The 14,268-nt window shown below is 63.6% G+C and carries 2 protein-coding genes (1 of these 2 cut by a window edge); both read left to right on the forward strand.

The genetic code is table 11. The features are described from left to right. Entirely contained in the window at positions 1 to 13,017 is a 13,017-nt protein-coding gene (locus H8B20_RS26590; RefSeq protein ID WP_210625073.1) for a non-ribosomal peptide synthetase, read from the forward strand. Further along, positions 13,014 to 14,268: the start of a non-ribosomal peptide synthase/polyketide synthase gene (locus tag H8B20_RS26595; RefSeq protein WP_210625074.1), read on the forward strand. It continues 16,592 nt past the right edge of the window; the window shows 1,255 of its 17,847 coding nt (coding positions 1-1,255); its start codon is at positions 13,014 to 13,016; the stop codon falls past the right edge of the window. Before H8B20_RS26590 ends, H8B20_RS26595 begins: the two co-directional genes overlap by 4 nt.

Here is a 14,268-nt window from a genome sequence, read left to right on the forward strand (position 1 = left end):
ATGCAATTCAGCGAACTGATGGCTGTTATTTCGACCCATGCGATCCGCCTTCAACAGGATGATGAAGACCTGGTCATTCTGGGGAGCGACGACGCGCTGGATGACGCGTTGTGGGACAGCCTCGCTGCGCACAAGGCGCAATTGCTGGAGCTGGTCGCCAGCCATGGCGGCGACTGGTTGAGCCCGGCCTTTCGCATCACCCCGGACATGCTGCCGCTGGTCAACCTGAGCCAGGAGACCATCGACCGCATCGTCGCCACGGTGCCGGGTGGTGCGGCCAATGTGCAGGATATTTATCCGTTGTCCGCCTTGCAGGAAGGCATGCTGTATCACCATCTCTCGGCCGCCGACGGCGATCCCTACATCTCCCAGGCGCGCTTTGTATTCGACAGCCGACAAAGGCTGGATGCCTTCGCCGAGGCGCTGCGTTGGGTGGTCAAACGTCACGATATTCTGCGCACCTCATTCGTCTGGGAATACCTGGACGAAGCCGTGCAAGTGGTCTGGCGCGAGGCGCCGCTGGTTTGCCAGGAAGTCACCGTCGACAGCCGCGCCGATGCGCTGACGCAACTGCTTGAGCGCCACGCCCCCGAGCATTTTCGACTCGACCTGCAACAGGCGCCGTTGCTGCGCATGGTATATGCGCAGGATCCCGCGCAGGGGCGTGTGGTGGCGCTGCTGCTGTTTCATCACATGATCATGGATCACGTGGCACTGGATGTGCTGCGCCGGGAAGTTCAGGCGTATCTGCTCGGGCAGACCGCGCAAGTCGCCCCGGCCGTGCCCTATCGCGACCACTTGGCCAAGGCGCGCATGGCGGGCAACGAACAGACGCAGGAAGCATTTTTCCGCGACATGCTCGCCGATATCGACGAGCCGACGCTGCCGTGTGGTTTGCACGATGTGCAGGGCGACGGCCACGCTATCGAGGAAGCCCGGTGGCTGCTCGACCGCGGCTTGAGTCAGCAGTTGCGCGAGCAGGCGCGTCAGCTCGGGGTGAGCGTCGCGAGCCTGACGCATCTGGCACTGGCGCGGGTGCTCGGGCAATTGTCCGGGCGCACAGCGGTGGTGTTTGGCACCGTGTTGCTGGGGCGAATGGACGCGGGCGAGGGCGGCGAGCAGGCATTGGGGATGTTCATCAACACCTTGCCGCTGCGGGTCGATGTCGGTTCGCAGAGCGTGCGCGCCGGCGTGCTGGCGACCCATCGACGGTTGACTGCGTTGCTGGCACATGAACAGGCGCCACTGGCCCTGGCCCAGCGTTGCAGCGCAGTGGCGGTGCCGACGCCGCTGTTCAGCGCAATTCTGAATTATCGTCACAGCAGCGCCGAAGAAGTCGCTGACGTCATCGAGATTGCTCCAGGCGTGCAGGTTTTGGGCGCGCGCGAGCGCACCAACTATCCGCTGACAATCAACATCGATGACATCGGCGCGGACTTGCGCATCACCGCACTGGCGGATGCTGTGCTCGGTGCCGAGCGTATGGTTGCTTACCTGAACACGGCGCTGGAAAGTCTGGTCGCGGCCCTGCAAAACAGCCCCGATGCAGCGCTGCATCACCTGAACATCCTGCCGGCCAGCGAACGCGAACAGCTGTTGCGCGGCGCCAACTCAGCGCTGGCTCAGTTCGCCGATACACCGCTGATCCACCAGCAATTTGAAGCCCACGCGCAGGCAAGACACAATGCCACGGCGCTGATTTTTGACGGGCAGACGCTCAGCTATGGCGAGCTCAATCGCCGCGCCAATCAGCTCGCGCACCACTTGCTGGCGCTGGGCATTCGCCCGGACGACCGCGTCGCCATCTGCGTCGAACGTGGCCCGCAAATGATCATCGGCCTGTTGGGTGTGCTCAAGGCTGGCGCCGCCTATGTGCCGATCGATCCGGCCTATCCGCTGGACAGAATCAGCTTTACCTTGCAGGACAGTGCCCCAGTGGCGGTTTTGATGCAGGCGGCGACGCAGTACCGCGTGGTCGATCTCAACGTGCCGCAGATCGACCTCGACAGCAGCTATCTCAAGGCTGAACTCGACAGCAACCCGCACGTTGCAGAATTGTCCGCAGCGCATCTGGCCTACGTCATCTACACCTCCGGCTCCACCGGTTTGCCCAAAGGCGTGATGGTCGAGCATCGCAATGTGGCGCGGCTGTTCACCGCCACCGATGACTGGTTTCAGTTCAATCAACAAGACATCTGGGCGCTATTCCATTCTTTCGCGTTCGACTTTTCCGTGTGGGAAATCTGGGGGGCGTTGGCATTCGGCGGGCAATTGCTGTTGGTGCCGCATGCCGTCAGCCGTTCGCCGGACGACTGCTACGCGATGCTCTGCGAAACCGGCGTGACCGTGCTCAACCAGACGCCAAGTGCCTTCCGGCAATTGATCGCCGCGCAAGACCGCAGCCCGTTGCAGCACTCGTTGCGCGAAGTGATTTTCGGCGGGGAAGCACTGGAGCCAGGCTTGCTCAAACCCTGGTATGCGCGGGTCGGCAATGCTGGTACGCGACTGGTGAACATGTACGGCATTACCGAAACCACCGTGCACGTGACCTATCGCCCGTTGCAGGCCGCCGATGCGCACATGGTGGGCGTCAGCCCGATTGGCGTGCGTATTCCTGACCTGCAACTGTATGTTCTCGATGCCCAGCGCGAACCGGTGCCGACCGGTGTGATCGGTGAGTTGTACGTCGGCGGCGCCGGGGTGGCTCGCGGTTATCTGAATCGCCAGGCGCTGACCGCCGAGCGCTTTATCGTTGATCCGTTCAGCCATCAGCCCGAAGTGCGCCTGTACAAAACCGGCGACCTGGCACGTTGGGCCGCAGACGGCAGCCTCGAATACCTTGGACGTAACGACGACCAAGTGAAAATCCGCGGTTTCCGTATTGAACTGGGCGAGATAGAAGCGCGCCTGTCGGCCTGCGAAGGTGTGCGCGAAGCGGTGGTCATTGCCCGTGAAGACAGCCCCGGTGATCAGCGACTGGTGGCCTACTGGCTGGCCGATGAGGGCGGTGCAGTCGAGATCGCGCAATTGCGTGATCACCTGCTCACGTCGCTGGCCGAATACATGGTCCCCAGCGCCTTCGTGCGGCTTGAAGCATTGCCGCTGACCGCTAACGGCAAACTGGATCGCAAAGCCTTGCCGCCACCTGCCAGTGAGGCCTTTGCCCACCGTGGTTTCGAGGCGCCGGTCGGCGCAGTGGAAAACCTCATCGCGACAATCTGGCAGACCCTGTTGGGCGTCGAGCAGGTTGGCCGGCATGACAATTTTTTTGAGCTCGGCGGTCATTCGCTGTTGGCGGTGAAGCTGATCGAGCGCATGCGCCAACACGATTTGCATTGCGACGTGCGGGTGCTGTTCGGCCAGCCGAGCGTGGCTGCACTGGCCGCGACCTTGAGCAGCGAACGCGCCATCTTCGTTCCCGATAACCTGATCGAGCCAGGTTGCTCGCGCATCACGCCGGCCATGTTGCCGCTGGCCAATCTGGATCAAACGGCCATCGACCGCGTTATCGCGACGGTGCCCGGCGGTGTCGCCAACGTGCAAGACATCTATGGCCTGGCCCCTTTGCAGGCAGGAATTCTCTATCACCACCTGGCCACCAACGCCGGCGATCCGTATGTGTTACAGGCGCAATTTGCCTTCGAAGGCCTGCCACAGATCAAGGCGTTCGTCCGTGCCCTGAACGCGGTGATCGCGCGTCACGACATCCTGCGCACGGGCGTGGTCTGGGACGGTCTTGCAGAAGCGGTGCAAGTGGTCTGGCGCGAGGCACCGCTGGCGCTGGAACGGGTCGATGCCGATGAACTCGACGGCGATGTGCTGGAGCAGATGCAGGCGCGTTTCGATCCGCGCCACTATCGTCTGGATCTGAACCGTGCGCCGCTGATGCGGTTTGTCTACACCGAAGATCAAGCGCACAACCGCTGGATCGGCATTCTGCTGCTGCACCATATCGTCCTTGATCACACCGCGCTGGAGGTGCTGATTGCGGAAATGAATGACGTCATGCTCGGTGAGCAGATTGTTCGGCCGGCTCCGGTGCAATACCGCAATTACGTGGCGCAGGCGCGGCTCGGTACCGATGACCAGGCGCATGAGGCATTTTTCCGCGAGATGCTCGGCGCCATCGACGAACCGACCGTGGTGTTCGGTTTGCAGGATGTCCATGGCGACGGCAGTGACATTCAAGACAGTCATGCAGAGCTGGGCGCCAGCCTCGGCAAACGTCTGCGCGAGCAGTCGCGGCGGCTGGGTGTCAGCGTGGCGAGTCTGGTGCATCAGGCGTGGGCTCAGGTGCTGGCGCAGATTTGCGGCCAGCAAGATGTGGTGTTTGGCACGGTGCTGCTCGGGCGCATGCAGGGTGGCGCGGGGGCTGATCGGGCACTGGGTATGTTCATCAATACGTTGCCGCTGCGCGTCAGCGTCGGTGCCGGGTCGGTACAGGACGGCGTGCATGCAACCCATGCGCGTCTGGCGCAACTGCTTGGGCATGAGCAGGCCTCGCTTGCCCTGGCCCAGCGTTGCAGCGGTGTTGCGGGCGCGATGCCGCTGTTCAGCACGTTGCTCAATTATCGCCACAGTGCGCCGGATTCGACCACTGTAACGTGGGATGGCGTGCAGATTCTGAGTTCGCGCGAACGCAGCAACTATCCGTTGGTGGTCAGCGTCGATGACCTCGGCGAAGGTTTCCGCTTGAGCGTGCAAGCCGTGCCGCAGGTGGATGGCGCGCGGGTCTGCGATTTCTTGCAAACCGCGTTGCACAGTCTGGTCACGGCGCTGGAGTACACGCCGCAGGCACCGTTGCAGCAGCTGTCGATTGTGTCGCCGAGCGAGCGGCAACGGGTGCTGGTCGGCTTCAATATCAGCGGTCGTGAATTCCCGCCGGCGCAGACCGTGCCGCGCCTGTTCGAAGCGCAAGTGGCGGCGCATCCCGAGGCGCTGGCGGTGGTGCAGGGCGGGCAACAGCTCAGCTACAGCGAACTGAACCAACGCGCCAATCGCCTCGCCCATCACCTGATCGGCCTCGGCGTGCAAGTCGACGATCGTGTTGCGCTGTGCCTGCGTCGCGGGCCGGACATGCTCGTTGCGTTGTTGGCAATTCTCAAGGCCGGCGCGGGTTATGTGCCGATCGATCCGGATTATCCGGCAGAGCGCATCGCCTACCTGTTGCAGGACAGCGACCCGATCGCGGTAATGGCGCAGGCGTCGACACGGAAGCTGCTCGGCGCCGTGCCATTGATCGATCTGGACGCCAGCGACTGGCAGCACTTGCCTGACACCAACCCAACACCGTCGAGGCTGACCCCGGCGAATCTGGCCTACGTGATCTATACCTCCGGTTCGACCGGGCAGCCGAAAGGCGTGATGGTCGAGCATCAGACCCTGGAAAACCTCGTGCACTGGCACGCCGACGCCTTCGACCTGCACGCCGGCAGTCACACCGCCAGCGTCGCCGGTTGCGGGTTCGACGCCATGGCCTGGGAAATCTGGCCGGCGTTGTGTGTCGGTGCGACCGTGCACCTGCCGCCGCCATCAATCGGCAATGAACACCTTGATGAACTGCTGGAATGGTGGCGCGCCCAACCGTTGCAGGTGAGTTTCCTGCCGACCCCGGTGGCCGAATATGCCTTCAGCCGCGATTTGGGGCACCCGACCCTGCGCACGCTGCTGATCGGTGGCGACAAGCTGCGGCAATTCCCCCGTGAGCAGACATTTGACGTGATCAATAACTATGGCCCGACCGAAGCCACGGTGGTGGCGACTTCCGGACGCGTCGAAGCCGGGCGGGTTCTGCACATCGGCCGGCCGATAGCCAATGCCCGGATTTATCTGCTGGACCCTCAGCAACAACCGGTGCCGACCGGCGTTCCAGGCGAGTTGTATGTCGGCGGCGCCGGGGTTGCGCGTGGCTATCTGAATCGTCCGGAACTGACCGCGGCACACTTTCTCGACGACCCGTTCAGCGATGAGCCGTACGCGCGGATGTACCGCACCGGTGACCTCGCGCGTTGGCTGGCGGACGGCAATATCGAATACCTGGGGCGTAACGATGATCAGGTGAAACTGCGCGGCGTGCGTATAGAACTCGGCGAAATCGAAGCGGTGCTGAGCGCTCACGACGCGGTGCGCGAATGCGTGGTGCTGGTGCGCGATGGACGTCTGGTCGCCTGGTTCACCGCAATCGAGTCTGTCGAGATCGGCGATTTGCACCGTCACCTGCAAGCGCGATTGCCAGACACTTTGGTTCCGGCGGCTTACGTGCGCCTGGACAGCCTGCCGCTGACCGCCCACGGCAAACGCGATCGCAAGGCCTTGCCCGAGCCGGATCAGGACGCGTGGCTCAGCCGTGAGTACGAAGCGCCGCAAGGTCCGGTCGAGATCGCATTGGCGCAGATCTGGGCCGACGTACTCAACATCGAACAGATCGGCCGCCACGACAATTTCTTCGAACTCGGCGGCCATTCGTTGTTGGCGGTGAGCCTGATCGAGCGCATGCGTCAGGCCGGTCTGAGCGCCGATGTGCGGGTGCTGTTCAATCAGCCGAACCTGGCCGCACTGGCGCGATCCTTGGGCAGTGGCCGGGAAATCGCAGTGCCGGCCAATCTGATTGCCGCCGATTGCACGCACATCACCCCGGACATGCTGACCCTGACCACGCTGGAACAGGCCAGTATCGATCGTATCGTCGCCACGGTGCCGGGCGGTGCGGCTAACGTACAGGATATCTATCCGCTGGCACCGTTGCAGGAAGGCATTCTTTATCACCATCTCAGTGCTGAGCAGGGCGATCCGTACCTGCTGCAATCGCGTCTGGCCTTCGACAGTCTTGAACGTCTGCACAGCTTCGCCGAGCACTTGCAGCAGATCATCGCCCGTCACGACATTCTGCGCACAAGTGTGGTCTGGGAAGGTTTGCCAAGCCCGCATCAGGTGGTCTGGCGCGTGGCGCAGATGGTTGTGCAGCACGTGCCGCTGGCTGCGCAGAACGGCGACATTCTCGAGCAGTTGCACGCGCAATTCGATGCGCGGCATTACCGTCTCGACCTGACCCTCGCGCCGCTGATCCGCATGGTCTACGCCGAGGATCCATTGCACCAGCAAGTCGTCGCTATCGTGCTGTTCCATCACTCGATCCTCGACCACACCGCCATGGACGTGATCGGCCGGGAAATGCACGCGCTGATGTTCGATCAACTCGACACGCTGACGCCGCCGATGCCGTACCGCAATTACGTGGCGCAAGCACGCCAGGGCGCCGATGAGCAGGAACACGAGGCGTTCTTCCGCGAAATGCTCGGCGATATCGACGAGCCGACCTTGCCCTTCGGTCTGCAGGATGTTCAGGGCGACGGGCGCGGCATCGAAGAAGCGCTGCAACCGGTCGATGCCGCGCTCAATCGGCGCCTGCGTGAACAGGCGCGGCAGTTGGGCGTCAGCCCGGCGAGCCTGATGCACATGGCCTGGGCGCAGGTATTGGGCGTGGTCTCCGGCCGCCACGACGTGGTCTTCGGCACCGTGCTCATGGGGCGCATGCAGGGTGGTGAGGGCGCCGACCGCACGTTGGGGGTGTTTATCAATACCCTGCCGCTGCGGGTTGATCTCGCTGAATGTGTGCGCGCCGGGGTGAAAGCCACCCACGCGCGGCTGACGGCGCTGCTCGCTCATGAACACGCGTCGCTGGCGCTGGCCCAGCGTTGCAGCGGCATGCAGGGTTGCGCGCCGCTGTTCAGCGCCTTGCTCAACTACCGGCACAGCGCTGCTGGACAACAGCCGCAAGACGGCCAGGGGATCTGGCAAGGCGTGCGCATGCTCGGCGGCGAGGAGCGCAGCAATTATCCGCTGACCTTGTCGGTGGATGATTTGGGCGACGGTTTTGCCCTGGACGTACTGGCGCTCGCCGAGATCGGTGCACAACGCATCGCCAGCTACATGCACACTGCACTGGAACATCTGGTGCAAGCGCTGGAGCATCAGCCCCGGACGCCACTCAATCAGCTGCCGATTCTGTCGCTGCCCGAGCTGACGCGACTGCTGGTCGACTTTAATCGCAGTGCCGTCGCGTTTCCCCGTGGCGCAACCCTTCATGCGCTGGTCGAGACTCAGGCGGCGCAACGGGCGGATGCGCTGGCCGTGGTGCAGGGCACGCAAGCGTTGACCTATGCCCAGCTCAATCAGCGCGCCAACCGTCTGGCCCACCATCTGCTGAGCCTTGGCGTGCGACCAGACGACCGCATCGCGGTGTGCGTGCGGCGTAGCCCGCAGATGCTGGTGGCGCTGCTGGCGATCCTCAAGTCGGGCGCCGGTTATGTGCCGATCGACCCGACATACCCGGCGGAACGCATTGCTTACCTGCTGGAGGACAGCGCTCCGTTGGCGGTTCTGGCCGAGGCCTCGACGCGAGATCTGCTCGGTGCCGCGCCGGTGATCGATCTCGATGGCTGTGACTGGGCGCATCTGCCGGATACCAATCCGCAGGTGCCGACGCTGACCCCGGCGCATCTGGCCTACGTGATCTACACCTCGGGTTCCACCGGCCAGCCGAAAGGCGTGATGGTCGAACACGCGACGCTGAAAAACCTCGTGCACTGGCACAACGGCGCCTTTGACCTGCACGCCGGCAGCCACACGGCGAGTGTCGCGGGTTTCGGTTTTGATGCGATGGCGTGGGAGGTCTGGCCGGCGCTGTGTGTCGGCGCGACCCTGCATCTGCCGCCGCAAGCGGTGAGCAACGAGCATCTGGACGAGTTGCTGGCGTGGTGGCGTGCGCAGCCGCTGCAGGTGAGTTTTCTGCCCACGCCGGTCGCCGAATACGCCTTCAGTCGCAACCTCGGCCACCCGACCTTGCGCACGTTGCTGATCGGTGGCGACAAATTGCGCCAGTTCCCGCGTGAGCAGACCTTCTCGGTGATCAATAACTACGGCCCGACCGAAGCCACGGTGGTTGCCACCTCCGGCGCGGTGGAGGCCGGGCAGGTGCTGCATATCGGCCGGCCGATGGCCAACGCGAAGGTTTACCTGCTCGACGACCAGCAGCGCCCCGTCCCGGCCGGCGTCGCCGGCGAGGTGTATGTGGGTGGTGCCGGTGTGGCGCGCGGTTATCTGCATCGCCCCGAGCTGAACGCCGAGCGCTTCCTCGACGACCCGTTCAGCGACGCACCGCAGGCGCGCATGTACCGCACCGGCGACCTCGCACGCTGGCTGTCTGACGGCGATATCGAGTACCTGGGACGTAACGATGATCAGGTCAAGCTGCGCGGCGTGCGCATCGAGCCGGGCGAAATCGAAGCGGCGTTGAGTGGTCATGAAGCCGTACAGGATTGCGTGGTGCTGGTGCGCGACGGGCAGTTGCTGGCGTGGTTTACCGAACGTCTGAGCGTCGAGATCGAGGATTTGCGCCGTCATCTGCAAGCGCAGTTGCCGCAAGCCCTGGTGCCCGCCGCTTACGTGCGTCTGCAAGCACTGCCGCTGACCGCCAATGGCAAACTCGACCGCAAGGCTTTGCCAGAGCCGGATCAAACGGCGTGGCTGAGCCGCGAATATGCTGCACCGCAAGGCGCGGTGGAAATGGCCTTGGCGCAGATCTGGTCCGAAGTCCTCAACGTCGAACAGGTCGGCCGTCACGATAATTTCTTCGAGCTGGGCGGGCATTCGTTGCTGGCGGTGACGCTGATCGAACGCATGCGTCAGGCCGATCTGAGCACCGACGTGCGCGTGCTGTTCAGCCAACCGACACTGGCCGCGCTGGCCGCAGCGGTGGGCAGTGGTCGCGAGGTCGCCGTGCCGGAGAATCTGATTGCGGCCGGTTGCACGCACATCACCCCGGACTTGCTGCCGCTGGTGCAACTGGATCAGGCCAGCATCGAGCGCATCGTCGCCACGGTGCCGGGCGGTGCGGCCAATGTGCAGGATATTTATCCGCTGGCGCCGTTGCAGGAAGGGATTCTGTATCACCACCTCAGCGCCGCGCAGGGCGATCCGTACTTGTTGCAATCGTGTCTGGCGTTCGACAGCCTCGAGCGTTTTCAAGGGTTCGCGGCGGCGTTGCGTCAGGTCATGACGCGCCACGACATTCTGCGCACTTGCGTGCTCTGGCAAGGCTTGGCGGCGCCGGTGCAAGTGGTCTGGCGCCGTGTGGAGTTGCCGGTCCAAGCCGTGACGCTGGAGCCCGCGCAGGGTGATGCCATCGATCAACTGCGCGCGCGCTTCGATGCGCGGCACTGGCGTCTGGACCTGGGCCAGGCACCGTTGCTGCGTCTGGTGTATGCCCTTGATCCGGACAATCAGCGCGTGGTTGCCATGCTGTTGTTCCACCACATCGCCATGGACCACACCGCGCTGGCGGTGGTCAGCGCTGAAATGCAGGCGATTTTGCGAGGTGATGAGCGGCTGCCGGAGGCCGCTGTGCCGTACCGTAATTATGTCGCGCAGACCCGCCTTGGCGTCAGCGAGCGGGAGCACGAGGTGTTCTTCCGCGAGATGCTCGGCGACATCGACGAACCGACACTGCCCTTTGGCCTGCAGGATGTGCACGGCGACGGTAACGACATCGAGGAAGCCTGCCTGCCGCTGCCCGCCGAGGTAGCGCAGCGTTTGCGCAGCCAGGCGCGGTTGCTTGGCGTCAGCGTCGCCAGCCTGTTCCATCTCGCTTGGGCACAGGTGCTGGCGGCAACCTCCGCTCAGCAGCGGGTGGTTTTCGGTACGGTGCTGTTGGGCCGAATGCAGGGCGGGGCGGGCGCGGATCGCGGGCTGGGCATGTTCATCAACACCCTGCCATTGCGCGTGGATGTCGACGAAACCAGCGTGCGCGCCGGGGTCAAGGCGACGCATGCGCGGCTCAGCGCGCTGTTGGCTCACGAACATGCGTCGCTGGCATTGGCCCAGCGTTGCAGCGGTGTCGCGGCGCCGTCACCCCTGTTCAGCGCGATGCTCAATTACCGTCATAGCGACAGCGAAGCTCAGCAAAATAACAAGCGCGAGGCCTGGCAGGGCATCGAATCCCTGGCCGGAGAGGAACGCACCAATTACCCGTTGACCCTCAACGTCGACGATCTGGGCAGCGGCTTCCAACTGACCGTGATGACGCCGTCGCGCATTGGTGCGGCACGCATCGGCCAGTACATGCACAACGCGCTGATTGCACTGGTTGAAGCATTGCAGCACACCCCACAGCAAGCGTTGAACCGCCTCACGGTGTTGTCGGACGAGGACCGGCAGGCGTTGCTGTTCGGCCTCAACCACACCGACGTCGATTACGATTTGCAGCAAACGCTGCACGGCCTGTTCGAAGCGCAGGTGCAACGTACACCGCAGGCTGTGGCCGTTGTCGCTGGTGACCAGGCATTGAGCTACGCGCAGTTGAACGAGCGCGCCAACCGCTTGGCCCGGCACTTGCTCAGCCTTGGTGTGCACGTGGATGCGCGGGTGGCAATCTGCGTCGAACGCAGCCTGGAAATGGTCATCGGCTTGCTGGCGATCAACAAGGCCGGCGCCGCGTATGTGCCGCTAGACCCGGCCTATCCGCCGGAGCGCCTTGCCTACATGCTCGAGGACAGCGCGCCGGCCGTGGTGCTGGTGCACGGGGCGACCCGCGCGTTGCTGGGGGACATCGCCACAGCGGCGGTCGATCTTGACCAGGACACTTGGCAAGCGTTGTCTGCCGACAATCCGCAAATTCCGGCGCTGACACCGCAGCACAGCGCCTACGTGATCTACACCTCCGGCTCGACCGGCCAGCCCAAAGGCGTAGTCAACGAGCATGCGGGTGTGGTCAACCGTTTGCTGTGGATGCAGGACGCCTATCGCCTGACGGCGGCCGATTCGGTGTTGCAGAAAACCCCGTTCAGCTTCGACGTATCGGTGTGGGAGTTCTTCTGGCCGCTGATGACCGGCGCGCGACTGGTCATGGCGCAGCCCGGTGGGCACAAGGATCCGCGCTACCTGAGCGAAGTGATCGAACGTGAACACATCACCACGCTGCACTTTGTGCCGTCGATGCTCGATGTGTTTCTCGCCAACAGCGACACCGCCCGCAGCAGCAGTCTGCGTCAGGTGATGTGCAGCGGCGAGGCGTTGCCGGGCAGTCTGGTGCGGCGTTTCAAACGGCAATTGCCGGGTTGCGCGTTGCACAACCTCTACGGCCCGACCGAAGCAGCCGTCGACGTGACCGCGTGGGATTGCGCCGGATCGATCGAGCAAACCCCGGACAACACGCCGATCGGCAAACCGATCGCCAACACCCGGATGTACATCCTTGATGCGCAACAGCAGCCAGTGCCGCAAAGCGTGATTGGCGAACTGTACATTGCCGGTGTGCAGGTGGCGCGCGGTTATCTGAACCGGCCGCAGCTGACGGCCGAACGTTTCCTCGAGGATCCGTTTCACCCGCAGGGACGCATGTACCGCACCGGTGACGTCGCGCGCTATCGGCCTGACGGCAACATCGAGTACCTGGGCCGTAATGATGATCAGGTGAAGATCCGCGGCTTGCGCATCGAACTGGGCGAAATCCAGGCACGCCTGACCCAGATCGCTGGGGTCCAGGAAGCCGTGGTGCTGGCCCGCGAAGACGCCCCCGGCGACAAACGTCTGGTCGCGTATTACACCGGCGAATGCCTGGCAATCGACGTGCTGCGCAGTCAATTGCTGGAGCATTTGCCGGACTACATGGTGCCTGCGGTGTTCGTGCATCTCGACAGTTTGCCGCTGAGCCCGAACGGCAAACTCGACCGCAAGGCGTTGCCGGCACCGGACCAGGGCGCGCTGAAAACACGCGAATACGAAGCCCCGGTCGGCGAAGTCGAAATCACCCTCGCACGGCTGTGGGGTGAGCTGCTCAATGTCGAACGGGTAGGGCGTCATGACCACTTTTTTGAGCTGGGTGGTCACTCGCTGCTGGCGGTCAGTCTGATCGGCCGGTTGCGTCAGGAAGGCATGGAAGCCGATGTCAGGTCGTTGTTCGAACATCCGACCCTGGCTGGCTACGCCGCAATTACCGAGCGAATGGAGATCGTCCTGTGAACGTGATCGAACTGTTGGCCACATTGAAGGCTAAAGACATCCAGCTGGCGGTCACCGATGATCAGCTTCGGGTGAACGGCAACAAGCAGGCCTTGAGCGATCCGGCGTTGCTGGCGCTGTTGCGCGAACACAAACCGGCGCTGATTGAACTGATCAAGGCCGGGCAATACTCGGCGACCAAGGCCGGCCAGGTCGAGGTGCCGACCAACGGCATAGCGGCCGACGCCACGCAGATCACACCGTCGATGCTGACCCTGGTCGAGCTGGATCAGTCCAGCATCGACTCCCTCGTGGCGCAAGTGCCCGGCGGCGCGGCGAATGTGCAGGACATTTACCCGCTGGCGCCGTTACAGGAAGGCATTCTGTATCACCACGTCAGTGGCGGCGAAGGCGATCCGTATGTGATGCAGTCACAATTCGCCTTTGCCAGCCGCGAACGTTTTCAGGCTTTCGCGCAGGCGCTGCAAAGCGTCATCAATCGCCATGACATTCTCCGCACGTCGGTGCACTGGCAAGGCCTGGATGCCCCGGTGCAGATGGTCTGGCGCCGTGCCGAGCTGTCGGTGGAAGAGGTCGAGGTCCCTGACGCTGACGGCGATGTGCTGGCGTACCTGCACGAGCGTTTCGACGCCCGACACTTTCGTCTCGACGTCAGCCGTGCGCCGCTCATGCGCTTGGCCCATGCCTGGGATGACGCCGGGCAACGAGTGATTGCGACGTTGCTGTTCCACCACATGGCCCTCGACCACTCGGCACTCGACGTGGTGCGGCATGAAATGCGCGCCTGTCTCAGCGGGCAGCGCGAGTTGTTGGGGCAGCCGGTGCCGTTTCGCAATTACGTGGCGCAGGCGCGCCTGGGGGTCAGCGAAGCCGAGCATGAGGCGTTTTTCCGCGAGATGCTCAGCGACATCGATGAGCCGACGTTGCCGTACGGCTTGCAAGACGTGCAGGGTGACGGCAGCGGGATTGCCGAATTGAGCCAACCGATCGAGGCGCTGCTGGGCCAGCGTTTGCGCACCCAGGCACGCCAGCTCGGGGTGAGCGCCGCCAGCCTGTTTCACCTCGGCTGGGCGCAGGTACTGGCGGCGTTGACCGGCAAGGAACAGGTGGTGTTCGGCACGGTGCTGATGGGGCGCATGCAAGGCGCCGAAGCGGTCGACCGGGCGCTGGGGATTTTCATCAATACCTTGCCGTTGCGGGTGAATGTCGACAGCACCGACGTGCGCGCCGCCGTCAACGCCACCCATGAGC

Origin of the sequence: Pseudomonas sp. P42 (assembly GCF_017973755.1) — a bacterium.
Lineage (GTDB): Bacteria > Pseudomonadota > Gammaproteobacteria > Pseudomonadales > Pseudomonadaceae > Aquipseudomonas > Aquipseudomonas iridis.

What these genes read in the sequence shown, in the direction of transcription:
- H8B20_RS26590 (WP_210625073.1), top strand. Translation starts at nt 1, where the DNA reads ATGCAATTCAGCGAACTGATGGCTGTTATTTCGACCCATGCGATCCGC.